At 68.0% G+C, this 23,943-nt stretch carries 23 protein-coding genes; 11 read left to right on the top strand and 12 right to left on the bottom strand.

Annotation, left to right across the window (positions count from 1 at the left end):
- The first annotated feature begins 1 nt into the window (after window position 1).
- From pyk to HMPREF2924_RS24240, 6 genes are all read left to right on the top strand, one after another.
- A complete protein-coding gene (gene pyk / locus HMPREF2924_RS24265) occupies window positions 2-1,435 on the top strand; it encodes a pyruvate kinase (RefSeq protein WP_003083183.1) in 1,434 nt (477 codons plus the stop codon).
- Between the two features lie 365 nt (window positions 1,436-1,800).
- Complete coding sequence (locus HMPREF2924_RS24260; protein ID WP_003133154.1) at window positions 1,801-2,715, top strand: urea transporter; 915 nt, start codon at window positions 1,801-1,803, stop codon at window positions 2,713-2,715.
- A 64-nt stretch (window positions 2,716-2,779) separates the two neighbouring features.
- Window positions 2,780-3,631, top strand: coding sequence for an ion transporter (locus tag HMPREF2924_RS24255; RefSeq protein ID WP_003083179.1), 852 nt, complete (start codon window positions 2,780-2,782; stop codon window positions 3,629-3,631).
- Entirely contained in the window at window positions 3,618-4,244 is a 627-nt protein-coding gene (locus HMPREF2924_RS24250; protein WP_003083175.1) for an HD domain-containing protein, read from the top strand. The genes HMPREF2924_RS24255 and HMPREF2924_RS24250 overlap by 14 nt, the downstream gene beginning before the upstream one ends.
- 123 nt (window positions 4,245-4,367) lie before the next feature.
- The gene (muiA, locus tag HMPREF2924_RS24245; protein WP_003133157.1) at window positions 4,368-6,023 is read left to right on the top strand and encodes a mucoidy inhibitor MuiA; all 1,656 of its coding nucleotides are present in this window, start codon (window positions 4,368-4,370) and stop codon (window positions 6,021-6,023) included.
- Window positions 6,024-6,151: 128 nt separating this feature from the next.
- Window positions 6,152-7,150 carry a sulfate ABC transporter substrate-binding protein gene (locus tag HMPREF2924_RS24240; protein WP_003087175.1) on the top strand — a complete coding sequence of 333 codons (999 nt, stop codon included), beginning with the start codon at window positions 6,152-6,154 and terminating at the stop codon, window positions 7,148-7,150.
- A gap of 81 nt (window positions 7,151-7,231) precedes the next feature.
- On the opposite strand, the gene HMPREF2924_RS24235 is transcribed toward HMPREF2924_RS24240, so the two are convergent.
- Window positions 7,232-7,588, bottom strand: a complete 357-nt coding sequence (locus tag HMPREF2924_RS24235; RefSeq protein WP_003087170.1) for a DUF1937 family protein — start codon at window positions 7,586-7,588, stop codon at window positions 7,232-7,234.
- Window positions 7,589-7,647: 59 nt separating this feature from the next.
- Complete coding sequence (eutH, locus tag HMPREF2924_RS24230) at window positions 7,648-8,883, bottom strand: ethanolamine utilization protein EutH (protein WP_003087169.1); 1,236 nt, start codon at window positions 8,881-8,883, stop codon at window positions 7,648-7,650.
- A 346-nt stretch (window positions 8,884-9,229) separates the two neighbouring features.
- On the opposite strand from eutH, the gene HMPREF2924_RS24225 reads away from it, so the two are divergent.
- From HMPREF2924_RS24225 to HMPREF2924_RS24210, 4 genes are all read left to right on the top strand, one after another.
- Complete coding sequence (locus tag HMPREF2924_RS24225) at window positions 9,230-10,006, top strand: DeoR/GlpR family DNA-binding transcription regulator (RefSeq protein WP_003083169.1); 777 nt, start codon at window positions 9,230-9,232, stop codon at window positions 10,004-10,006.
- A gap of 184 nt (window positions 10,007-10,190) precedes the next feature.
- Entirely contained in the window at window positions 10,191-11,600 is a 1,410-nt protein-coding gene (locus HMPREF2924_RS24220) for an NAD(P)/FAD-dependent oxidoreductase (RefSeq protein WP_009314775.1), read from the top strand.
- The gene (locus HMPREF2924_RS24215; RefSeq protein WP_003133161.1) at window positions 11,587-12,825 is read left to right on the top strand and encodes an NAD(P)/FAD-dependent oxidoreductase; all 1,239 of its coding nucleotides are present in this window, start codon (window positions 11,587-11,589) and stop codon (window positions 12,823-12,825) included. The genes HMPREF2924_RS24220 and HMPREF2924_RS24215 overlap by 14 nt, the downstream gene beginning before the upstream one ends.
- Before the next feature lie 20 nt (window positions 12,826-12,845).
- Window positions 12,846-14,261 carry a glycerol kinase gene (locus HMPREF2924_RS24210; protein WP_003133163.1) on the top strand — a complete coding sequence of 472 codons (1,416 nt, stop codon included), beginning with the start codon at window positions 12,846-12,848 and terminating at the stop codon, window positions 14,259-14,261.
- 7 nt (window positions 14,262-14,268) lie between these two features.
- Here HMPREF2924_RS24210 and HMPREF2924_RS24205 read toward each other — a convergent pair whose 3' ends face one another.
- On the bottom strand, window positions 14,269-15,369 hold the full coding sequence (locus tag HMPREF2924_RS24205; RefSeq protein WP_003133165.1) for a DmpA family aminopeptidase: 1,101 nt from the start codon (window positions 15,367-15,369) through the stop codon (window positions 14,269-14,271).
- Between the two features lie 13 nt (window positions 15,370-15,382).
- Entirely contained in the window at window positions 15,383-16,750 is a 1,368-nt protein-coding gene (locus tag HMPREF2924_RS24200) for an APC family permease (protein ID WP_003117793.1), read from the bottom strand.
- A gap of 200 nt (window positions 16,751-16,950) precedes the next feature.
- On the opposite strand from HMPREF2924_RS24200, the gene HMPREF2924_RS24195 reads away from it, so the two are divergent.
- Window positions 16,951-17,757, top strand: coding sequence for a helix-turn-helix transcriptional regulator (locus tag HMPREF2924_RS24195; protein ID WP_003133167.1), 807 nt, complete (start codon window positions 16,951-16,953; stop codon window positions 17,755-17,757).
- A 3-nt stretch (window positions 17,758-17,760) separates the two neighbouring features.
- Here the strand turns inward: HMPREF2924_RS24195 and HMPREF2924_RS24190 are convergent, their stop codons facing one another.
- Genes HMPREF2924_RS24190 through HMPREF2924_RS24155 form a run of 8 tightly spaced genes read right to left on the bottom strand, consistent with a single transcriptional unit; the run spans window position 17,761 to window position 23,826 of the window.
- Entirely contained in the window at window positions 17,761-18,177 is a 417-nt protein-coding gene (locus HMPREF2924_RS24190) for a hypothetical protein (RefSeq protein ID WP_003087156.1), read from the bottom strand.
- Between the two features lie 28 nt (window positions 18,178-18,205).
- Window positions 18,206-19,429, bottom strand: a complete 1,224-nt coding sequence (gene ccmI / locus HMPREF2924_RS24185) for a c-type cytochrome biogenesis protein CcmI (protein ID WP_003087153.1) — start codon at window positions 19,427-19,429, stop codon at window positions 18,206-18,208.
- Window positions 19,426-19,893 carry a cytochrome c maturation protein CcmH gene (gene ccmH / locus HMPREF2924_RS24180; protein ID WP_003133169.1) on the bottom strand — a complete coding sequence of 156 codons (468 nt, stop codon included), beginning with the start codon at window positions 19,891-19,893 and terminating at the stop codon, window positions 19,426-19,428. Before ccmH ends, ccmI begins: the two co-directional genes overlap by 4 nt.
- A complete protein-coding gene (gene dsbE / locus HMPREF2924_RS24175; RefSeq protein WP_003133171.1) occupies window positions 19,890-20,432 on the bottom strand; it encodes a thiol:disulfide interchange protein DsbE in 543 nt (180 codons plus the stop codon). The genes ccmH and dsbE overlap by 4 nt, the downstream gene beginning before the upstream one ends.
- Window positions 20,433-20,435: 3 nt before the next feature.
- A complete protein-coding gene (locus HMPREF2924_RS24170) occupies window positions 20,436-22,409 on the bottom strand; it encodes a heme lyase CcmF/NrfE family subunit (protein WP_003107324.1) in 1,974 nt (657 codons plus the stop codon).
- Window positions 22,410-22,898: a cytochrome c maturation protein CcmE gene (ccmE, locus tag HMPREF2924_RS24165; protein ID WP_003083137.1), complete on the bottom strand. Its 489-nt coding sequence runs from the start codon at window positions 22,896-22,898 to the stop codon at window positions 22,410-22,412.
- Window positions 22,895-23,071, bottom strand: a complete 177-nt coding sequence (gene ccmD, locus HMPREF2924_RS24160) for a heme exporter protein CcmD (RefSeq protein ID WP_003083136.1) — start codon at window positions 23,069-23,071, stop codon at window positions 22,895-22,897. The genes ccmE and ccmD overlap by 4 nt, the downstream gene beginning before the upstream one ends.
- On the bottom strand, window positions 23,068-23,826 hold the full coding sequence (locus tag HMPREF2924_RS24155) for a heme ABC transporter permease (RefSeq protein ID WP_003083135.1): 759 nt from the start codon (window positions 23,824-23,826) through the stop codon (window positions 23,068-23,070). The genes ccmD and HMPREF2924_RS24155 overlap by 4 nt, the downstream gene beginning before the upstream one ends.
- Between the last annotated feature and the right edge of the window lie 117 nt (window positions 23,827-23,943).

Here is a 23,943-nt window from a genome sequence, read left to right as displayed (position 1 = left end):
CATGACAGCCGACAAGAAAGCCAAGATCCTCGCCACCCTCGGCCCGGCCACCCGCAGCCGCGACGATATCCGTGCCCTGGTGGAGGCCGGCGCCAACCTGTTCCGCCTGAACTTCAGCCACGGCGACTACGCCGATCACGCGCAGCGCTTCGCCTGGGTGCGCGAGGTGGAAGCGGAGCTGAACTACCCGATCGGCGTGCTCATGGACCTGCAGGGTCCGAAGCTGCGGGTCGGCCGCTTCGCCGCCGGTGCCGTGCAATTGCAGCGTGGGCAGACCTTCACCCTCGACCTCAGCGACGCCCCCGGCGACGAGCGGCGGGTCAACCTGCCGCATCCGGAGATCATCCATGCCCTGGAACCGGGCATGAGCCTGCTACTGGACGACGGCAAGATCCGCCTGGAAGTGGTCAACTGCCACAGCGACGCCATCGAGACCCGCGTGGCGGTGGGTGGCGAGCTGTCCGATCGCAAGGGCGTCAACGTGCCGGAAGCGGTGCTGCAACTCAGCCCGCTGACCGACAAGGACCGCCGCGACCTGGCCTTCGGCCTGGAACTGGGGGTCGACTGGGTGGCGCTGTCCTTCGTGCAACGCCCGGAGGACATCGACGAGGCCCGTGGGCTGATCGGCGACAAGGCCTTCCTCATGGCCAAGATCGAGAAGCCCAGCGCGGTGAGCGCCATCGAGGCGATCGCCGAGCGCGCCGACGCGATCATGGTGGCGCGCGGCGACCTCGGCGTAGAGGTGCCGGCGGAGAGCGTGCCGGGCATCCAGAAACGCATCGTCCAGGTCTGCCGCCAGCTCGGCAAGCCGGTGGTGGTGGCCACCCAGATGCTCGAGTCGATGCGCTTCTCCCCCGCCCCGACCCGCGCCGAGGTGACCGACGTAGCCACCGCGGTGGGCGCCGGCGCCGACGCGGTGATGCTCTCGGCGGAAACCGCTTCCGGACAATACCCTCGCGAGGCGGTAGAGATGATGGCGAAGATCGTCCGCCAGGTGGAGGCCGAGCCGGACTACCACGTCCAGCTCGAGGTCAACCGTCCGCAGCCCGACGCTACCGTCTCCGATGCGATCAGCTGCGCGATCCGCCGGGTCAGCCGGATCCTCCCGGTGGCGGTGCTGGTGAACTACACCGAGTCGGGCAACTCGACCCTGCGCGCCGCCCGCGAGCGGCCCAAGGCGCCGATCCTCAGCCTGACCCCGAACCTGCGTACCGCGCGGCGACTGACCGTGGCCTGGGGCGTGTACTCGGTGGTCAACGAGCAACTGGCGCACGTCGACGAGATCTGCTCGACCGCCCTCGACATCGCCCTGGCCCAGCGCATGGCGCGCCGCGGCGACACCGTGGTGGTCACCGCCGGCGTGCCGTTCGGTCGCCCCGGCTCGACCAACATGCTGCGCATCGAGACCGTGGCGCCGCCGCTGGGAGATCTCTGAAGCAACGAGTTCGGTCCGGCTCGCGCCGTCCCCCGGGCATGCGGGTCGGGCCACCCTTGTCTCTCTCGGATGGATGGGGCCGGAAATACGGGGCCGCGTCTCCATCCATCCGGGAAAGACCTTCTTGTCGGACCATGGCCTCCCTCGCGCACTCCCATGCAGGCCATGGACATTCAAGGCCTCCGGTTCAACTCCTGCCGGAGGTCTTTTTTTCTTCTTGGAACGCCCTGCATGCATGACCCTCGCCTGGCCTTCTCGTCCGGGGTGCGTCGCCTCCGCGCCAGACCCTACAATGACCACCCCCGCCCCTCGCGCAGGCCTGGCATCTCCGTGCCTGCCGAGCGGCCCTTGCCGCACTGACCGCCATGCCCCTGCAATCTCTCCTCAATGCATCCCGAATCCTCCTGCGCGGCATCAGCCAGGTGTTCCTCCAGGGCGACCCACGCCTGGGCCTGGCCTGCCTGCTGGCGATCGCCGTCGGCGCGCCGCCGCTGATCGCCGGCGCCCTCCTTGGCGGCGCCCTCGGCCCGTTGCTGGCGCGCCTGTTGCACTGCGCCGACAGCGACATCGAGGCCGGGCTGTACGGTTACAACGCCGTGCTGATCGGCATGCTGCTGGCATTCCGCTTCGCCTGGTCGCCGGGACTGGTGTCGCTGGTAGCGCTCGGCTGCCTGGCCAGCGTGGCGTTGCAGCGCCTGTTCCTGCATGGGCTGCGCCGACGCCGCTGGCTACCGCCCTATACCCTTGGCTTCGTCCTCAACGGCTGGTGGCTGGTGCCCCTCGGCGCCTGGCTAGGCCTGGCCCCGGCGGCCCATGGCGGCTGCTTCAGCTGCGCCTGGAGCGGCACGGCGGAGCTGGCGGCGCTAACGCTGGGGATCGGCGAGATCATCTTCCTCAGTGAACCGCTGGCAGGGCTGCTGGTCTGGCTCGGCCTGCTGCTGGTCTCGCGTCCCTCGGCCGCCTGGGCCCTCGCCGGCGCCGCGGCCAGCCTGCCGCTGGCCTGGCTGCTGGGCTACGACTGGGCGAGCGCGCTCGCCGGGCTCTACGGCCTGAACGCCGCCCTTGCCGGGCTGGCCCTGGCCTTGCGCTACCGCAGCGCCTGGCCGCCACTGCTCGGCATGGGCCTGGCGGTGGCGCTGCAACCGCTGTTCGGCCTGCTCGGCCTGCCGGCGCTGACCGCACCGTTCATCCTCGCCTGCCTGCTCTGCATTGGCGGCGAGCGCCTTTACCTGCGCCTGGCCGGCAGCCTCGGCGCGCGCCTCGGCCGGCGGCGCTCCTGAGCGGGGAACGCTGGCGCCGGCGGGCTAGTCTGGTAAGGTGCCGCATCCATCATCAGGAGCCACGATGAGCGCACCCGACAGCTGGCGCGAACGCCTCTACATCGTCATCTTCCAGACCGACACCCGCGACGGCCGGCGCTTCGACAGCGCGCTGCTGCTGGTGATCCTGGCCAGCCTGCTGGTAGTGATGATCGACAGCATCGACGAGATCCACCAAGACTACGGCGACCTGCTGGCCTACATCGAATGGGGCTTCACCGGCATCTTCCTGGTGGAATACCTGCTGCGCCTGTACTGCTCGCCCAAGCCGCTGCGCTATGCCTTCAGCTTCTACGGCCTGGTCGACCTGCTGGCGATCCTCCCCGGCTTCCTCGCCCTGCTCTACCCCGACGCCCAGTACCTGCTGATCGTCCGGGTGATACGCATGCTGCGGATCTTCCGCGTGCTCAAGCTGCGCCAGTACCTGAGCCAGGCCAATTTCCTGCTCACCGCCCTGCGCGGCAGCAAGCAGAAGATCATCGTGTTCTTCCTCACCGTGATGACCCTGGTCACCGTGTTCGGCGCGCTGATGTACGTGGTCGAAGGCCCGGAGCACGGTTTCACCAGCATCCCCCGCGGCATCTACTGGGCGATCGTCACCCTCACCACGGTCGGCTTCGGCGACATCACCCCGAAGACCCCGCTCGGCCAGGCCATCGCCAGCCTGGTGATGCTCACCGGCTACTCGATCATCGCGGTGCCCACCGGGATCTTCACCGCCGAACTCGCCACCGCGATGCGCCAGGACCCGGCCAACCTGTTGCAGCGGGATTGCCCGGTGTGCCGCAAGGCGACCCACGAAGTGCAGGCGGCATTCTGCTGCCGCTGCGGCAACCCGTTGTTCCCTCGCGAGGAAGGCAGCCATGGGAAGTCTTGACCGGCAGCGCTGGGACGCCCTCTGGCAGCGACTCGGCGGCAACCCGCCGGCGGATGCCTTCGACGCGCTGCTGGCGGCCTATGGCGGGGCCGACCGGCACTACCACAGCGATCGCCACATCCTCGCCTGCCTGGAGCACTTCGACCGCTGGCGCCAACTGGCGCGGCGGCCGGACCTGGTGGAGCTGGCGTTGTGGACCCACGACCTGGTCTACGACACCCAGCGCCAGGACAACGAGGCCGCCAGCGCCGCCAGCACCGAGCGCTGGCTCGACCAGGCCGGGCTGGCGGCGCTGCGGCCGGCCCTGCGCGAACTGATCATGGCCACCTGTCACCAGGCACCGCCGGGAGACGCCGACGCAGCCCTGGTGGTGGATCTCGACCTCGCCATCCTGGCCGCGCCGGCGCCGGTCTACGCACGCTACGAGGCGGACGTCCGCGCCGAATACGCCTGGGTGCCGGAACCGCTGTTCCGCGCCGGGCGCGGCAAGTTGCTGCGCCAGTTGCTGGAGCAACCGGCGCTGTACCACTGCGAACCGCTGCGGCAACGCTGGGAGGCCGCCGCCCGCGCCAACCTGCGCGGTGCCCTGGAGCGCCTGGAACAGCCGGCCTGAGCCGCACGGGAAAATTTCTTCGCGCCGCTTAACCCGTCTTTCGCCGCGCTTGCGTCTCAGGCAGCAGGAAGGGACCGCACGCACGGGTTCCTCGCCCCTCCATCCGCCCAAGGAAGAGATATCGTGAATCGACTCGCCGCCTCTCCGCTCCTGTTCGCCGGCCTGTTCGCCAGCGCTCCGTTGCTGGCCGCGCCACAAGCGGTCGACAGCCGCATCAGCGCCGTCACCGTCTACGCCGACCGTGCCGTGGTCACCCGCACCGCCCGCCTGCAATTGCCCAAGGGCCAGCATGAGATCGCCCTGGAGCAACTGCCCTTCCAGCTAGACGACACCAGCCTGCGCGCGTCCCTCGGCGCCAGCGCCGCCGCCACCCTGCTCGACGTCAGCAGCGCCGCGCAACGGGTCGAGCGCCCGGACGACAACCGTGTGCAGCAACTCGACCAGCAACTGCGCGAGATAGACCGGCAACTGCGGGAAATCCATGACCGCGGCAGCGTGCTCGAAGCGCAGAAGAAGTTCCTCGCCGACATCCAGAGCGGCAGCACCCAGCCCGGCAAGGATCGCCCCATGCCCGGCATCGACGAGCTGAAGAGCCTGCTGCAACTGACCGAAGGCAACCTCGAACGCCTGCTCGCCGAGCAGCGCCAGCTGGACGACCGCGCCGCCGAACTGGAACAGCGCAAGCAGCAGTTGCAGGAGCAGCGCGGCACCCTCAACGGCGACGGCAAGCGCTTCAAGCGCGCGGTCCTGCGGGTCGCCCTGGAGCAACCGGCACAGGTCGAGGTGAAGCTCGACTACACCCTGCGCGACGCCTCCTGGCAGCCGACCTACGACGCGCGCCTGCGCGACGGCGCGAAGACCATCGAACTGACCTACCAGGGCCTGGTCCGGCAGAGCAGCGGCGAAGACTGGACCGACATCGACCTGACCCTCTCCACCGCCCGTCCGGCCCTGGGCGGCAACGTACCGCGGCTGAATCCCTGGATCGTCGACATCGACGCGCCCAACGCCTACTACGGTGCCGAGATGGCCATGCAGGACGCTCCGGCGCCCATGCCGCAAGCCGCGCCCATCGCCAGGACCTCGGCGAAGATGGCCATGCCGGCCTCGGCGCCGAAGCTGGCCGAGGCGCGGCTCGCCACCGCGGAGGTCAGCAGCGGAGCCGCCAGCGCCTCTTTCCACATCCCCGTGCCGGCGACCCTGAACAGCGACGGCAGCGCGCAGAAGGTCACCATCGCCCACCTGGAAATGCCGGCCAAGCTGCGCTACCTGGCGGCCCCGGCCCTGCGCGAAACCGCCTACCTGGAGGCGGAAACCCGCAACGACAGCGACTACCCGCTGCTCCCCGGCACCCTGAATACCTTTCTCGGCAACAGCTTCGTCGCCAGCGGCCATCTGCGCGGGGTGATGCCCGGGGAAAGCTTCGAACTGGCACTGGGCGCCGACGAGGGCATCGGCATCGAACGCAAGCTGGTCAAGCGCTACACCGACAGCAGCGGCCTGATCGGCAACCGCACGCGGGTCAACTACGAATTCCGCATCGACGTGCGCAACAACCACAAGAACGCCGAACGCGTGCAGTTCGAGGACCAGTTGCCGGTCTCGCGCAACGAGCAGATCCAGGTCACCTTGCTGGAACCCAAGGCGCAGGAAATCAAGCGCGAGGACGACGGCAAGCTGAAGTGGGACTGGACCCTGCAACCCGGCGAGAAACGCAGCGCCACCCTGAAGTTCAGCGTGGAGTATCCCAAGGACCTGGCGGTCAGCGGCCTCGACTAGCGCTGGCCAAAGCGCCGGCCGCGGCATAGGCTCGAGCGGGTAATAAGCAAAGCAGTTTTTGATATTTACCCTGCATATAACCCGACGTTATAGTCGAGCCACTACAACATGCCCAAAGGAACTGCCCTGTGAAACGACTGTTCAGCGCCTCCCTGCTGGCCGCCGGCCTGGCGCTCGGCGGCGCCGCTCACGCCGCCCAGCCCCTGCTCAACGTCTCCTACGACGTGATGCGCGACTTCTACAAGGAATACAACCCGGCCTTCCAGAAATACTGGAAAGCGGAGAAAGGCGAGAACATCACCATCCAGATGTCCCATGGCGGTTCCAGCAAGCAGGCGCGCTCGGTGATCGACGGTCTGCCCGCCGACGTCATCACCATGAACCAGGCCACCGACATCGACGCCCTCGCCGACAACGGCGGCCTGGTGCCGAAGGACTGGGCGACCCGCCTGCCGAACAACAGCGCGCCGTTCACCTCGGCCACCGTGTTCATCGTTCGCAAGGGCAACCCCAAGGCCCTGAAGGACTGGCCGGACCTGCTCAAGGACGGCGTCCAGGTAGTGGTGCCGAACCCCAAGACCTCCGGCAACGGCCGCTATACCTATCTCTCCGCCTGGGGCTACGTGCTGAAGAACGGCGGTGACGAGAACAAGGCCAAGGAATTCGTCGGCAAGCTGTTCAAGCAGGTACCGGTGCTCGACACCGGCGGCCGCGCCGCCACCACTACCTTCATGCAGAACCAGATCGGCGACGTACTGGTGACCTTCGAGAACGAAGCCGAGATGATCGCCCGCGAATTCGGCCGAGGCGGCTTCGAGGTGGTCTACCCGAGCGTGTCCGCCGAGGCCGAGCCTCCGGTGGCGGTGGTCGACAAGGTGGTCGAGAAAAAAGGCAGCCGCGCCCAGGCCGAGGCCTACCTGAAGTACCTGTGGTCGGACGAGGGCCAGACCATCGCCGCCAACAACTACCTGCGCCCGCGCAACCCGGAGATCCTCGCCAAGTTCGCCGACCGCTTCCCGAAAGTCGACTTCTTCTCGGTGGAGAAGACCTTCGGCGACTGGCGCAGCGTGCAGAAGACCCACTTCATCGACGGCGGCGTATTCGACCAGATCTACAGCCCCAACTGATCCCTCGCCGCTCGACGAAAAAGCCGGAAGCGCTCGCGCTTCCGGCTTTTTCATTCGGCTTGCAGTTCAGCCACTGCCGCCTCAGCGAAACTCGTGCTCCACCTCGGACCAGAGGCTCACCCGCTGTCCGCCGGCCTCGAAGAACTCCATCTCGCGGCGGATGCCGGCGCTGTCTCGCCAGCCCGGCAGGTCGAGGACGATCAGCTCTTCCAGGTGATCCATGTAGAAGGCGTCCACCGGCGCCCACAACCTGCCGATCGCCGCGCGGTCGAGATCGGCCAGGCACAGGTTGATCGGGTGGGACATGGAAACCTGGCTGAATACCACGTGGCCGGCGCGGACGATGGTCGCCGCGACCTCGTTGCAGGCACGGAAGCGCTGCTCGACCACCTCGGCGTCGGCATGGCTGTAGGGACAGGCTAGGAATATCTTGCGCATGGTTACCTCGTTGCGGAAAGCGACGCCGCGATGGCTCGCGGCGCTCGTCGGGGGATGTTTCAGGCTGCGTGCAGGGCGCTTTTTTCCGCCTCGTCATGCTCCTGCTCCTGCCGGGCATAGCGCTCGGCGGCAGGCACCGAGATGCGGATGGCGATGAATACCGCCAGCAGGCCGCCGAACAATTTGCCGAGCAGGATCGGCAGGATCAGCGTCGGCTGGAAGTTGGCGGTGAATGCCAGGTGATCGCCGATGGTGGCCTGGGCGCAGACGCCCAGGGCCACGCAAAGCACCTTGTCGCGAGCATTCATGTATTTGAACAGGTGGTAGGTGGCGATGATGTTCGCCAGCACCATGACAAAGGCGGTGGCGCCCGGCTGGGACAGCCCCAGGTAACGGCCGAGGACCGCCATCGGGCGCTTGCAGTAGCGCTGGAACAGGTAGCAGATGGGGAAGGTCCCGGCCAGCATGATGCCGATGTAGCCAGCGATCTCGATGGCGCGGAACAACTCTTTCTCGTCGGCGAACATCGGGTCGAAGCCCCAGCCGCCGAAGACCTTGGTGAAGACTCCGGTGAAGTGCTGGACAATGGAAAGCGCCAGGGCCATCTTGATGAACGCGTCCATCACCTTGCCGAATACCAGGAACCCGGTGACCATCGCCGTCGCCCGGTACTTCAGGCCGGCGGCCAGCAGGAAGCAGAAGACGAACAGTGGCGCCAGCAGCCGAAGCATGCCGAGGAAGTCCAGCGACAGGTAGTGCAGGGCCGGCGAACCGGTCGATACCAGTTCGCGCACCGGGATGTGGTTGAGGGTAATCAGCAGCAACGCCGCCAGCACCGCGAACGGAATGCTGATCAACCCGGCCATCGCCCCCAGCGCCAGGTACTTGTGGTCCTTGCGCTCTAGCATGGTCAGGCCGACCGGGATCAGGTAGACGATGGTCGCGCCGGAGGTGTAGCCCACCAGCATGGCGGTAATCCACATGTCGCGGTTGGCGGTCAGGGCATCGGCCAACTGGTAGCCGCCCATGTCCACCGCGATGATCGACAGCGCGGCGATGGATACGTCGGAACCGAGGGTCTGGAAGAACGGGCCGAGGGCATGGGAAATCGCCTTCGACAGATAGGGAATGGCTACCATGATGCCGGCCTGGGCGAGGAACACCGGACCGATGGCGTGGATGCCGTTGACGAACTCGCGGCCCAGACCGCTTTCCGGGCGCAGGATGGAAGCCAGCGCGCCAAGTACCGCACCCAGCATGATCAGGTAAATCACATAGTTTCCGAACTCGGCCATCTGCGTCGTTCTCCCCTCGGCAGGCTCCCGTAGCGGGATGCGTTCTTCTGGTTGTCTGGTCGGGAGGCCGGCCACGCCGGTCGCTCCGCCGAAGCGAACACTCGCATTTCGCGTGCCACAATTTGGTTTTCGTGTTGATTTGAAGGTTCGTTTTACCTAAATTGGTCACCCATACGGTCAAGTAGGCGGCCAATCCAAGAGCGTACCTGCCTTACGGACCTGTGGGATTTTCCGCCGGGCCTGCGCAAAGCCTCGCCCCGCCCCCTTCCGCCCAGCGCCGCCAGGCGCTACCGGGCGATTCACGGTAACAATCGCCGCACCAGGATGCGGCCCATGGGAGAACACGATGCGCCCCGAGGAACGCCGCCGCCACATTCTCGAATTGCTGCGCCAGCGCGAGCGGATCTCGGTGGACGAACTGGCGCGGACCCTTTCCACCTCCCAGGAAACCATTCGCCGCGACCTCGCCGCGCTGGCCGAACAAGGCCTGGTCAGCAAATTCCACGGAGGGGCCGCCCTGCCGCCCAGCGGCGAGCACGAGAACGCCTTCCAGACCCGAATGAACGAGCACGCCCAGGAAAAACGCGCAGTCGCCCGCTACGCCGCCGGCCTGTTCGGGCCCGGTGACAGCATCTTCATCGACACCGGCACCACCACCCTGCTGTTCGCCCGCGAACTGGCGCGCCAGAGCCATCTGACGGTGATCACCAACTCGCTGTTGATCGCCGGCAGCGTCGGCGCCTCCGGCAACCGTGCATTCATGATCGGCGGCGAGTACCGCCCGGAATCCGAACAGAACGTCGGCGCCCTGGCCATTGAGCAGATCGCCCGGTTCAACGCCGAGCATGCGGTGATCACCGTCGGCGCGCTGAACGGCGATGGCGCCATGGATTTTTCCATCGAGGAAGCCGAGATCGCCCGTGCCATGATCGCCCAGGCCCGCCAACTGACGGTTATCGCCGACTCCTCGAAGCTCGGCCGGCGCGCCCTGTTCCAGGTCTTCCCGCTGAGCCGGATCAACCGCCTGGTGGTCGACCGCAAGCCTACCGGGGAACTCTGGGAAGCCCTGCAACAGGCGCGGGTGGAAGTCCACGAAGCCCCCCTGCGCACCCCGCAGGCCTGACTCCCCTCGCGGGCAGCCCCGGAGACAGGCCGGGGCTGTGCCGGTGGCTGCCCGTCGATTAATCGATTGACTGTTTCTCTTTCAGTTGCCACATTAAAACAACAAATTTCACATAAAATTCTGTGTGAAAAATCAGTGTTACGGTCAAAAAGCAAACTGATACCAAAAGAAACAGGCAGAAACGATGACTGAGCCGCTTGCGACAAAGACCGCGATCTTCGACGTTGCAGTGATCGGCGCTGGCGTGGTGGGTTGCGCCATGGCCCGCCGCTTCGCCCTGGAAGGTGCGCGGGTGGTCCTGCTGGAAAAAAGCACCGACATCCTCTCCGGTGCCAGCAAGGGCAACAGCGCGATCCTCCATACCGGTTTCGACGCGCCGCCCGGCAGCATCGAACTGGCCTGCATGCAGGAGGGCTATCGCGAATACCGCGACATCCATGCGCGCCTCAACCTGCCGCTGCTGGAAACCGGCGCCCTGGTGGCGGCATGGAGCGACGAGGATCTGGCGCGCCTGCCGGCCATCGTCGAGCAGGCCCACGGCAACGGTGTCGATGACGTCCGCCAGATCGGTCGCGACGAGGTCCTGGCGCTGGAGCCGCAGTTGGCCGGCAATGTGCTCGGTGCGGTGCGGGTCCCCGGTGAGCATCTGATCGACCCCTGGTCCGCGCCGCTCGCCTATCTGCAACAGGCGCAGGCCCATGGCGCCGAGGCCTGTTTCAACGTCGAGGTGCTGGACGGCGCCTTCGACGGCGGCGAATGGCTGTTGCATACCCGCCGCGGCGATCTGCGCGCGCGCCAGGTAATCAACTGCGCCGGACTCTTCGGTGACCAACTGGAACAGCGCCTGCTCGGCGCGGCGAGCTTCGCCATCCATCCGCGCAAGGGCCAGTTCGTGGTCTTCGACAAGGCCGCCGCGGCGCTGCTGCGGCACATCCTGCTGCCGGTACCCAACGAGCGGACCAAAGGCGTGGTATTCACCCGTACTGTCTTCGGCAACCTGCTCGCCGGCCCCACCGCCGAGGAACAGGACGACCGCGAACAGGCACGGGTCGACAGCGACACCCTGCAGCGACTGATCGACGCCGCCGTCGAGCGGCTCCCTGGCCTGCGCGGCATGCCGGTCACCGCCACCTACGCAGGATTGCGGCCGGCCAGCGAAAAGAAGGAATACCGCATCCGCCAGGTCGACGGACGCAACTGGATCAGTGTCGGCGGCATCCGTTCCACCGGTCTCACCGCGGCGCTGGGCATCGCACGCCACGTCTATCGTCTCTACCAGGGTGGGCGCTTCCACGAAGCGGTTCGCGAGCCGCTCTGGCCGCAGGTACCGAACCTCGCCGAACACCTGCCGCGCGACTGGCAGCGTCCCGGCTACGACGAGATCGTCTGCCACTGCGAGATGGTCACCCGCCGGGAAATCCTCGCCGCCCTGGAAGGCCCGCTGCCAGCCGGCGACTTCGGCGGCCTGAAGCGTCGCACCCGCGCCTGCATGGGACGCTGCCAGGGTTTCTACTGCAACGCGCGGGTCGCCGAGCTGAGCGCCGGCCGCCTCGCCCAGCCCCTCGCCACCGGGAGTTGCCATGAGCATCACTGAACAGGTCGACGTCGCCATCGTCGGCAGCGGTCCCGCCGGATTGGCGGCCGCCATCGAACTACGCCGCCAGGGCGTCGCCCGGGTCTGCGTGCTGGAGCGCGACGGCGAGGCCGGCGGTATACCCCGGCATTGCGCGCATCCGCCGTTCGGCCTGCGCGAGCACGGCCGCCTGTTGACTGGCCCGGCCTACGCGCTGCGTAACGTCGAACAGGCTGAACGGGCCGGGGTGGATATCCGCCTGCGCCATAGCGTGGTCGCTCTCGCCGCCGCCGGTCTGCTGCAACTGGCCACCCCCGAAGGCCCGCGCAGTCTGCGCGCGACACGCGTGCTGCTGGCCACCGGCGCACGCGAGACGCCGCGCTCGGCGCGCCTGCTGGGCGGCGACCGGCCACTGGGCGTGATCAATACCGGCGCGCTGCAAGCCTATCTCTATCTGCAAGGCCTGAAGCCGTTCGAACGGCCGCTGATCGTCGGCACCGAGCTGGTCAGCCTGTCCGCCGTGATGAGCTGCCGGCGTGCCGGCATCCGCCCGGTGGCCATGCTCGAACGCAACGCACGGGCCACCGCGCGTTGGCCGCTATCGTTGTTTCCCAGGCTGTGCGGAGTGCCGATGCACTTCTCCAGCGAGCTGCTGGAGATCGAAGGCCGCGGCCGGGTCGAGGCGGCGCGGGTACGCCTGGGCGACGGGCGGGTCGAACGGATCGCCTGCGACGGCATCCTCCTCAGCGGACGCTTCGTTCCCGAATCGAGCCTGGTCCGCCTCAGCCACCTGGAACTGGACCCGGCCAGCGGCGGCCCGCGCATCGATCAGTTCGGCCGCTGCTCCGACCCCGCCTATTTCGCCGCCGGCAACCTGCTCCGGCCGATCGAGACCGCCGGCTGGTCGTTCCGCGAGGGACGAAGGATAGCCGGCCTGCTGGCCGCCGACCTGCGGGCCGAACTGCCGGTCGCCGCGCCCGGTATCGCCATCGATTGCAGCGGTCCGCTCAAGCTGTGCGTGCCGCAGCGGCTGCTGGCCGACCCGACACCCGGCCTGGCGCATCTGCAGCTACGCGTAAGCGAGGCCGCCAGCGGACGCCTGCGGATACTGGCCGATGGTCGCCCGGTGTGGGAACGCGCCCTGTCCTGCCTGCCGGAGCGCCGCCTGCTGGTGCCGCTGGCCGCCCTGCGCCTACCGCCGGACACCCGGCGCCTGGAAGTCGCCTTCCTCACCTCCGGCCACTGAACCCGCGAAGAGAACCGACCATGCGAATCGCCGCCCTCGACCAGGGAACCACCAGTACCCGCGTGCTGGTCGCCAGCCAGGACGGCAGCGCCGATATTCAGTTGGCGCTGCGTCACCAGCAACACCATCCGCAGTCCGGCTGGGTCGAGCACGATCCGCTGGAACTGCTGGCCAACCTGCAACGCTGCCTGGAGGCCAGCGGCCGGGTCGACGCCATCGGCCTCGCCAACCAGGGCGAAAGCTGCATGGCCTGGGACGCCCGCAGCGGCGAGCCGTTGTCGCCGCTGATCGTCTGGCAGGACAACCGCACCACCCCGCACATCGAGCGTCTACGCGCCAGCGGCGCCGAGGCGCTGGTCCTGGAACGCAGCGGCCTGCCGCTCGATGCCTATTTCTCGGCCAGCAAGCTGGGCTGGATCGTCGAGCACCTTCCTGCCGCTCGCCGGGCTCTCGAGACCGGCCGCCTGCGCCTGGGAACCAGCGACGCCTGGTTTCTCGACCGCTTGTGCGGAACCTTCGCCACCGACGTCACCACCGCCTCGCGCACCGCATTGATGAACCTCGCCGAGGGCCGCTGGGACCCCGAACTGTGCGCCCTGTTCGGCGTGCCGATCGAGTGCCTGCCGGAAATCCGCGATACCGTCGGCCATTTCGGGGTGATCGGCAACACTCCGCTGACGGCCTCGGTGGTTGACCAGCAGGCCTCGCTCTACGGTCACGGCTGCCGCCAGCCCGGTGATGCGAAGATCACCTTCGGCACCGGCGCCTTCGCCCTGACCCTTAGCGGCGAGCGGATCATCCGCTCGCCGGAGACAGGCCTGCTCGCCACCATCGCCTGGCAGATCGATGGCAAGCCGGTGTACGCCATGGACGGCGGGGTCTACGATGCCAGCGCCGCAGTCGAGTGGGCCGGGCGTCTTGGCCTGTTCAGCGACTTCTCGGAACTGGCCGGCTTCGACCGGCCGCCGGCCATCGACCGCGGGCTGGCCTTCGTCCCGGCCTTGTCGGGACTCGCATGCCCGCACTGGGACCGCAGCGCCGGCGCGATGTGGCTGGGAATGGACGCCGGCACCCGCCGCGAGGACCTCTGCCAGGCCCTGCTCGAAGGCGTGGTGCTGCGCAGCGCCGAGGTGATCCAGGCGATGGACGGCTACCTGAAGGTCACCGACCGCCTGTCCATCGACGGCGGCCTGGCGCGCAGCCCCTACTTCGCCCAGTTCCTCGCCGACAGCCTGCAACGGCGCATCGTCACCCAGCGCTTCGACGAACTCACCGCCTTCGGTTGCGCCGCCCTTGCCGCGCGTGGCCTCGGCTACGAGCTGGCGGAGCCGCGCAACACCCGCACGGAGTTCCAGCCGCGGGTCGACGCCGGCACCGCCCGGCGCTGGCAGGTGCGTTTCAGCGAAGCGGTGGCGCGCACCCGCGGCTGGCGCTGAGCCGCTTTCAGCGTCCCGGCCAGCCGGTCTCGCGCAGCGCCGCCAGGAGCGTCTCCCCCTTCAGCGCGGGCACCAGCCGGCCGTCCTCGGTGCGCATGTCCTCGCCGGCCAGCAGCACGTTGACGATGGCTTCTTCCACCGCCTCCGCCGCCGCGGCGAACAACGGCGAGATGTGGTCGTTGTTGAGCATCCGCAGCGGCGTGCTCTGCGGCAGGTCCTTGCGCGCATAGTCGGCTGGCGGCAGGTCCTGGTTGCCGGTGGCGAAGGCGAGGAACACGTCGCCACTGGAGTCCTCGGTACCGCCGCCGGTGCGAGCGATGCCGATCGAGGCGCGCTGCGCCAGGCGCTGGCACTGGTGCGGCAACAGCGGCGCGTCGGTGGCCAGGATCACCACGATGGAGCCCATACCCGGGGTGCCTTCCTCGCTGAACGGCGAGGGGATGTCGCCCAGCCGGCGGCCGACCGGATAGCCATCGACCCGCAGCTCGCGACGCTGGCCGTGGTTGGCCTGGACCAGCGCGCCCACCGTCCAGCCGCCCAGCTCCGCCGGCAGCCGCCGCGATGCGCTGCCGATGCCACCCTTGAACTCGTGGCAGATCATCCCGGTACCGCCGCCCACCGAACCTTCGCGGACCGGTCCGGACTCGGCGCAGGCCAGCGCCTCGCCGACCTGGCGGGCGCCGACGTGCTGGCCCCAGATATCGTTGAGCAGGCCGTCGAAGGTCTCCATCACCACAGGCATGCACCAGTACAGCCCGCTGTCGCCGAGTTCGGCGCGCTCCTCGGCGATCAGCGCGTCGCGCACCGCGCCGACGCTGTGGGTATTGGTGATGGCGATCGGGGTGGTCAGCAGGCCGGCTTCGCGGATCCACTCCAGGCCCGTGGCGTCGCCGTTGCCGTTGAGCACATGGCAGCCGGCGAAGCAGGGTTGCAGGCGCGCCGCACCGGCGCGCGGCTGGACCAGGGTGACGCCGGTGCGAACCTGCCTGCCGTCGATCCGCTGGTTCAGGGTGCTGTGGCCGACGCGCACGCCGGGAACGTCGGTGATCGCGTTGAACGGGCCGGGAGTGCCCAGGCCGAGGGTGATGCCAAGTTGTCGAGCGCGCATGCGGACTCCTGTTTCAAAGCTTCTGGAACGCCGGACTGAGCTTGCCGTAGGTGCAGTAGAGAATCACCGACACCGCCAGCAGTCCGACAATGATCATCACATCCCTGGCCGAGGCCGCCAGGAACAGGTTGAGCAGCAGGTATCCCGCCCCGCTCGCCGCCAGCAGCGCTGGCAGCGGCCACAGCGGCATCCGGTAGGGATGCTCGCGGTCGCGCCGCAGCACCCGGCTGAACAGCGCGCAGAGGGCGACGATCAGGTAGACCATGACGATCAGCAACACGGTGAACGAGGTCAGTTCGGCCAGGTTGGAGCTGAAGCTCAGCGCCGCCGAGGGAATGGCGAGGAACAGCGTGGCCAGCCAGGGCGATTCCCAGCGCGGATGGATACGGGTGAAGGCACGGTTCAACGCTGGCATCCAGAGCGCGTCGCGACCGCTGCTGAAGATCACCCGGGCGCTCTGGATGACGATGGCGACGATGGCGTTGAACACCGAGAGGAAGATTCCCGCGCTGACCAGGCGCGACAGCGTCTCGTTGCCATGGCTGTTCAACAGGTAGCCGATCGGATCGGGGCTGGCGAGCATCGCCGGAAGCGACGGCGCGCCGATCAGCAGCGCGGCGAGCGGGACGATCTCGATCAGCACCACCAGCGCCAGCGACCAGAGCACCGCGCGATGCACGCTGTGGCCGCCGTCCTTCATGTCCTCGGCGAGCAGCACCGCGCCGCCGAAACCGTTGTAGGAGAACAGCGCGGTACCGACCGCTCCGATCACCAATGCCCAGGGTGCGATCGCCAGCAGCCCGCCGTCGCCGACTACCTGCGGCTGCAGCAGGACGCTCGCCGGCTGCTGCGCATGGCCGAAACCGAGGCCGACGATCACCAGCAGCGCCGCCACTTCCAGCAGCAGGCAGGTGCCCGTGACCCAGGCGTTGACGCGAATGTTGAGGATGCCCAGCAGGTAGCTGAAGGCAACGATCGCCAGGGCCACGGTCTGCGCATCGAAGTGGGTGCCGAGGGCGGCGTTCAGGTAGGTCGCCGCGCCGGTGGCGAGCACCGGTGGGATGAACAGCAGCATCGCCAGCACCGTGAGGAAGGTGGCGTAGCCGGCCAAGCCGCCGAACACCCGCTTGGCGTAGACATACTCGCCGCCGGCGGTGCTGTGCGCCCTGCCCAGCTCGGCATAGCACCAGGCGAACATCAGCGCCAGCACCCCGGCCAGGGCGAAGGCCCAGAAAGCGCCGGTGCCGGCCTGCTGGATGGCGAAAGGGGCGATGACGAAGACGGAACTGGCGGGAGTGACCGCGGAAACGGTGATGGCGACCACGTCGAACACGCCCAGGGTGGGTTTCAGCGCACTTTCGGGCGCGGGGGAAGAGCTCATGTCGTTGTCCTCTGATTGTTATTGAAGTTGAGGCAGTAACGGAGACTCGCGGCGGCCCCTTGCCGGGGCGCTGGTTATGCGCCGACTCTAGGAGCGCGGAACCGGCGGGCCAATCACCCTTTGGGGTTACGCCCCTTGACGCGGCGGGTGGAAAAGCCGCAAACCGGAGCCTGCGAAAACCCACCGTGGAGCGAATACGGATGCACACCCTGTTCCGGGACATCGGCATGCACGCCAGCCTGGGCCGCGCCATCGAACAGATCGGCGGCAACCGCTTCTGGAAGCAATTGATCCTGCTGCTGCGCCAGCACCTGCCGTTCGACAACGCCCTGGCGATCTTCTACCCCGCCAACGGCGTGCCGGTGGCCCTGGAGGAATACGACGCCGAACCGCACGCCGGGCCGGCCTCGATGCTCGCCTACCTGAACGGGCTGTACCTGCTCGACCCCTTCTACCAGGCTTGCCGGGAAGGCCTGGCCAGCGGCCTGTACCGCCTCGAGGAGATCGCCCCGGACCATTTCCGGCAGAGCGAGTACTACCTCAGCTACTTCCACGACAACGTGCTGGAGGACGAGGTGCAGTTCATCCTCCAGGTACCCGGCCAGGGCGCGCTGTCGCTATCGCTGGGGATGCAACGGATATTCACCGACGAGGAATGCGGGATGCTCGGGCTGCTCTCGAGCTGGGTCCTGGCGCTGATGCAGCAGCACTGGCAGCAGCGCAGCCAGCGCCTGTTGCCGGCCGCACCGCAGGAAGAGATGGCCACGCAGATACGCGACGCCCTCAGCCACTTCGGCGCCAGCGTGCTATCGGAACGCGAGCTGGAGATCGCTCGCCTGATCCTTCGCGGCTACTCGTCGAAGGCCATGGCCGAGCGCCTGGCGATCTCGCCGGAGACGATCAAGGTCCATCGGCGCCACCTGTACGCTAAGCTGGACATTTCCTCGCAACCGGAACTGTTCTCGCTGTTCATCCAGTCGCTCGGGCACGACCCGGAGAACCCCTAGGGATCATGGATTGGCGTAGCGCCGGCTGAGACCGGGCGGGATGCCGCGGGCGTCGGTCTCGGTCCAGGGACCCTGCGGGCTGGTGGACCAGAACCAGCCGCCGTCCCAGCGGTAGTAGGTACGCTGGCGGTAGTAGAGATCGCGCTCGCCGCGGATCACATAGACCCCCAGGCTGCCGTCCCAGACGCCCTTGCCGCCTGGCGGCGGGGCGAACTGCGGACGCGAGCGGCTGGGCTGCGCCGGAGTCTGCGGTTGCGGGGTGATGCGCGGCGGGGTGGCGCCGGGCGCGCTGGACGGACCGGGCTGCGGCTGGCTTTGCGGCGGCAGCGAGGCCGGCGGTTCGCTGGTCTGCGGCGGATGCACCACGCACCCGCCGAGACCGCCCAGGAGAATCGCCAGACCCAGATACTTCGCCTTCACCGCCGCACCTCCCGCCAACCCGTTGTCGTTATGGCCGGGCCGCCTGGGGCTGGTCCGGGCCGTCGATGGTCAGCGCTTGCGCCGACGACTGGGCGGTAGACAACGGTTTGCCGCGTCCGATCCATTCGCCGGAGATGGCGTTGCCGGCGCGGGATACCCGCGCGACCAGCTCGACCTGCGGGAAACCGCTGAGCTTGAGCTGCGGCATCATGGCGTCGGCATCGCTCAGGCTGACCTCGGCCGGCAGGTCGGCGACGGTCAGGCGCTTCACTGCCAACGGCATCGGCGGGCCGCCGACGGCGCGGGCGAAGACGAACACGCTGTCGTCGGCCTTGACCTGGCCCTTCACCGCGTCGCTGATATCCACCTTCACCGTCAGGGTCACCCCGGCGGCAGCGGGCGCGGCCGGCGCCGGCGGGGTCTGCCCGGCCTCGGTCATGCGTTCGCGGGCACGCTGGATGCCGCCCTGGATCGCCGAGCGCGCCGGGTCCTCGTTCGGCAACACCGACACCAGGCGCTCCCAGAAGCCGATGGCGTCGGCGTAGCGCTGCTCTTCGAAGGCGGCGATGCCGAGCAGGCCAAGGGTGGTCACTTCGGCCGGGTCGCCCTTCAGCGCCTCGTCGGCCAGGGCCTTGATCTGCGCGGTCATTTTCTTGCCCCCGGAGAAATACAGTGCCTGCGCCCACTGGCCGAGCACTTCCGGCTGCCGCCCGCTGAGTTCGGCGGCGCGTTCGAAAGCCCGCGCCGCATCGGCGCCGCGTTCCTGGGTCATGTAGGTGCGACCGAGGAAGTACCAGCCCTGGGCGGAATCCGGCTGGGCCTGTACCGCGCGCTCCAGGCGCGCGGTCATCTCTTCCATGGAGTGCGGTGCCTGGGCGAATTCGCGGGCCAGCTCGACCTTGTCGCTGGCGCCCCAATGCAGGTACAGGCCGAGCGCGACCAACGGCACCAGCAGCGCCGCGACCAGCGGGATCGCCCGGCCCAGGCGCGAGCTACGCTCCTCGCCGCTGCCCTCGGTGTCGGCGAGCAGTTCGCGGGCAGCCTCGGCGCGGCCATTCTCCAGTTGCTCGGCGGTCAGCGTGCCGGCGGCCTGCTGGCCGGCCAGCTCGGCGATCCGCTCCTGGTAAAGCGCGACGTTCAGGGCGGTACGGTCTTCCTCGGCCTGGGCGCGACGGCCACGCAGCAGCGGAATCAGCAGGAATGCCAGGGCCGCCAGCAGCAGCAGGCCGGCAGCGAGCCAGAAATCGATCATTTGTCGTTCTTCAACAGGTTGGCGAGGCGCGCTTGCTCCTCGGCGGACAGGGTGGTTTGCGCCTTGGCAGCGGTGCGCCGGCGGCGCAGGACGATCACGCCGATCACCAGCACGCCGAACAGCAGCAAGGCGCCCGGACCGAACCAGAGCAGCCAGGTACGCTCGTTGACCGGCGGCTTGTAGCGAACGAAGTCACCGTAGCGGGCAACCATGTAGTCGACGATCTCGCCGTCGCTCTTGCCCTGCTGCAACTGGCCGTAGATCTGCTTGCGCAGGTCGGCGGCGATCGGTGCGTTGGAGTCGGCGATGTCCTGGTTCTGGCACTTCGGGCAGCGCAGTTCCTGGGTCAGGTTGCGGAAGCGCTCGCGCTCGGCGTCGCTGGCGAACTCGTAGGTGTCGATGGCGGCCCGGGCCACGCCGCAGAGGGCGAGACCGAGCAGCGCGGTGGCGAGGAAACGCTTCATCGGGCCTCCGGCTCGTCCAGCAGTTGCTGGTACAGCGGCGCCAGTTGCTCGCGCCAGACTTTCTGGTCGACCACCCCGACGATCTTGTGGCGGATGATGCCCTGCTTGTCGATCAGGTAGGTTTCCGGCGCACCGTACACGCCCAGGTCCAGGCCCAGGGTGCCGTCGGCGTCGCTGATGCTCAGCAGGTAGGGATTGTGCAGCTCGTTCAGCCACTTGATGGCGGCGGCGTTGTCGTCCTTGTAGTTGATCCCGTAGATCACCACGCCCTGCTCGGCCAGCCGGGTCAGTTCCGGGTGCTCGACCCGGCACGACGGGCACCAGGTGCCCCAGACGTTGACCAGCGCCGGCTTGCCCTTGAGGTCGGCCTCGGTCAGGCGCCGGGCCGGGTCCTGCACGCTGGGCAGGTCGAAGACCGGGAACGGCTTGCCGATCAGCGCCGAGGGCAGCTCGCTGGGGTCCAACCAGAGGCCGCGGAAGAGGAACACCGCGACGATCAGGAAGATCCCCAGCGGCAGCAGCAGAATCGCTCGTTTCAAGACTCAGGCTCCCTGACCGGCGAGGCCCAGGGCCTCGCGCACACGTGTTTTCACCTTCACCCGGTAGCGCCGGTCGAGCGCCGCCAGGGCGCCGCCGAGGCCCATCAGCAGGCCACCGAACCAGATCCAGCGGACGAACGGCTTGACGTGCACGCGCACCGCCCAGGCACCGTTCTCCAGCGGCTCGCCGAGCGCCACGTAGAGGTCGCGGGTAAAGCCGGCATCGATCCCGGCCTCGGTCATCATCGAACTCTGCACGGTGTACAGGCGCTTCTCCGGATGCAGGGTGGCGATCTCCTTGCCGTCGCGGCTGACGTGGATGCTGCCCTTGTCCGAGGTGTAGTTCGGCCCTTCGTGGTGCTTCGCGCCGTCGAAGAGGAAGTGGTAGCCGCCCAGTTCGACGGTGTCGCCGGGCGACATGCGCAGGTCACGCTGGGCGCTGTACTGGCTGCTGAGGACGATGCCGATGGCGCACACGGCGATGCCCAGGTGCGCCAGTTGCATGCCCCAGTAGCTGCGGGTCAGGCTGCGGGCTCCGGCCAGCACGCCCTTGTGCCGGGTCTTGTCGAGGAAGTCGCGGAAACCGGCCAGGACCACCCAGGCGGACAGCAGGAACACCGCCAGCACCGCCCAGTTGAAATCGCCGAAGTACATCGAACCGGCCGCCGCCAGGACCGCGCTGGCCACCAGCACCGGGGTCAGCATGCCGAGCAGCCAGCGGCTCGGGGTGTCCTTCCAGCGCACCAGCACGCCGACCGCCAGGGCCGCCATCAGCGCCGCCATCAGCGGCAGGAACATGGCGTTGAAGTACGGCGGGCCGACCGACAGCTTGGCGCCGCTGAGGGCATCGAGCAGCAGCGGGTAGAGGGTCCCGAGGAGGATCATCGAGGCCGCCACCACCAGCACCAGGTTGTTCAGCAGCAGCAGGGTCTCGCGCGACCACAGGGCGAAGCCGACCTGGCTCTTGACCACCGGCGCGCGCAGGGCGAACAGGGTCAGTGAGCCACCGACCACCAGCAGCAGGAAGGCGAGGATGAACACCCCGCGCTCCGGGTCGGAGGCGAAGGCGTGCACCGAGGTGAGCACGCCGGAGCGGACCAGGAAGGTGCCCAGCAGGCTCAGGGAGAAAGCGGCGATCGCCAGCAGCACGGTCCAGCTCTTGAACACGCCGCGCTTCTCGGTCACCGCCAGCGAGTGGATCAGTGCAGTGCCGACCAGCCAGGGCATGAAGGAGGCGTTTTCCACCGGGTCCCAGAACCACCAGCCCCCCCAGCCCAGCTCGTAGTAGGCCCACCAGGAGCCGAGCACGATGCCGATACCGAGGAAGGCCCAGGCCACCAGGGTCCAGGGCCGCGACCAGCGCGCCCAGGCGGCGTCCAGGCGGCCGCCGAGCAGTGCGGCGATGGCGAAGGCGAAGGCCACCGAGAATCCGACGTACCCCATGTAGAGCATCGGCGGGTGGACGATCAGGCCGACGTCCTGCAACAGCGGGTTGAGGTCGTTGCCGTCCATCGGGGTCTGCGGCAGCAGGCGGCTGAACGGGTTGGAGGTGATGATCAGGAACAGCAGGAAGCCGGTGCTGATCATGCCCATCACCGCCAGCACGCGGGCCAGCATGACCTCCGGCAGTTGCCGGGAGAAGATCGACACGGCGAAGGTCCAGCCGCCGAGGATCAACGCCCAGAGCAGCAGCGAACCTTCGTGGGCACCCCAGACGGCGCTGAACTTGTAGTACCAGGGCAGCGCGCTGTTGGAGTTGCCGGCCACGTAGGCCACCGAGAAGTCGTCGCGCAGGAAGGCCCAGGTCAGGCAGCCGAAGGCGAAGGCGAGGAAGGCGAACTGCCCCCAGGCCGCCGGGCGCGCCAGGCTCATCCACTGGCGGTCGCCGCGCCAGGCGCCGACCAGCGGCAGGCTCGACTGCACCAGGGCCAGGCAAAGGGCGAGGATCAGGGCCAGGTGGCCGAGTTCGGGGATCATCTACTTGCCCTCCTGGTTGTACGAGGTCTCGCCGGCGGCCTTGCCGTTCTCGTAGTGCTTCAGTTGGCCGCTGTCCTTGAGCGCCTTGGTGACTTCCGGCGGCATGTAGTTCTCGTCGTGCTTGGCCAGCACTTCATCGGCCACCAGCACGCCGTCGCCGCCCAGCTTGCCGAGGGCGACGATGCCCTGCCCCTCGCGGAACAGGTCGGGAAGGATGCCATGGTAGGCGATGGTCACTTCCTTGGCGCCGTCGGTGACCACGAAACGCACGTTCAGCGAATCCTCGCTGCGTTGCAGAGAACCCTTTTCCACCAGGCCGCCGGCGCGTATGCGGGTGTCGGTCGGCGCTTCGCCGTTGGCGATCTGGGTCGGGGTGTAGAACAGGTTGATGTTCTGTTGCAGGGCCGACAGCGCCAGGCCCACCGCGGCGCCGACGCCCACCACGATGGCGAGGACGATGATCAGACGTTTCTTGCGGACCGGATTCACTGCTGGGCCTCCCGGCGCAGACGACGCGCCTCTTCTTGCAGGTAGCGGCGCCGGGCCAGCAGCGGCTCGGCGACATTGATCGCCAGCACCAGCAGGCTGATGCCGTAGGCCGACCAGACGTAGGGGCCGTGATGGCCCATGGCGAGGAAGTCGCCGAACGATTCGAAGCTCATCGTGCCTTCTCCACCAGGGCCTTCACCTCGGCTTTCGCCCAGGCGGTGCGGGACTCGCGCTTGAGCACTTCCAGGCGCATGCGCACCAGCAGCATGGCCGCGAAGAAGCAATAGAAGCCGAGGACCATGATCAGCAACGGCAACCACATCTCCACCGGCATCGCCGGTTTCTCGGTGATGGTGAAGGTGGCCGGCTGGTGCAGGGTGTTCCACCACTCCACCGAGTACTTGATGATCGGGATGTTCACCACGCCGACGATGGCCAGTACGGCACAGGCCTTGGCCGCGCTGTCGCGGTTACTGATCGCCTGGCCGAGGGCGATGATGCCGAAATAGAGGAAAAGCAGGATCAGCATCGCCGTCAGGCGCGCGTCCCAGACCCACCAGGCGCCCCAGGTCGGCTTGCCCCAGACGGCCCCGGTAAGCAGCGCGACGAAGGTCATCCAGGCGCCGATGGGGGCGGCGCACTGCACCGCCACGTCGGCGATCTTCATCTTCCAGATCAGCCCGACGGCACCGGCCACGGCCAGCATGACGTAGCAGGACTGGGCGAGGAAGGCCGCCGGCACATGGATATAGATGATGCGGAAGCTATTGCCCTGCTGGTAGTCCGGCGGCGCGAAGGCCAGCCCCCAGACGCAGCCGGTGACGATCAGCAGCGCCGCCGCCACGGCGAACCAGGGCAGCCAGCGGCCGCTGATCTCGTAGAACCACTTGGGCGACCCAAGCTTGTGAAACCATGTCCAATTCATCATCAGGCTCTGTTTACAGGGCTCTTTGGAAATACCGGGCAGGCCTTCCGCTGCCAGCCCGGGTCAAGCGTGGGCGGCGCAGCCGCCCGGTACCGCACGCCCGCCGATGCCTTCGGCGGG

The sequence above is a fragment of the Pseudomonas sp. HMSC063H08 genome (genome assembly GCF_001813645.1).
In the GTDB taxonomy this organism is placed as follows: domain Bacteria; phylum Pseudomonadota; class Gammaproteobacteria; order Pseudomonadales; family Pseudomonadaceae; genus Pseudomonas; species Pseudomonas aeruginosa.
This window is presented reverse-complemented; position numbering and strand designations above follow the sequence as displayed.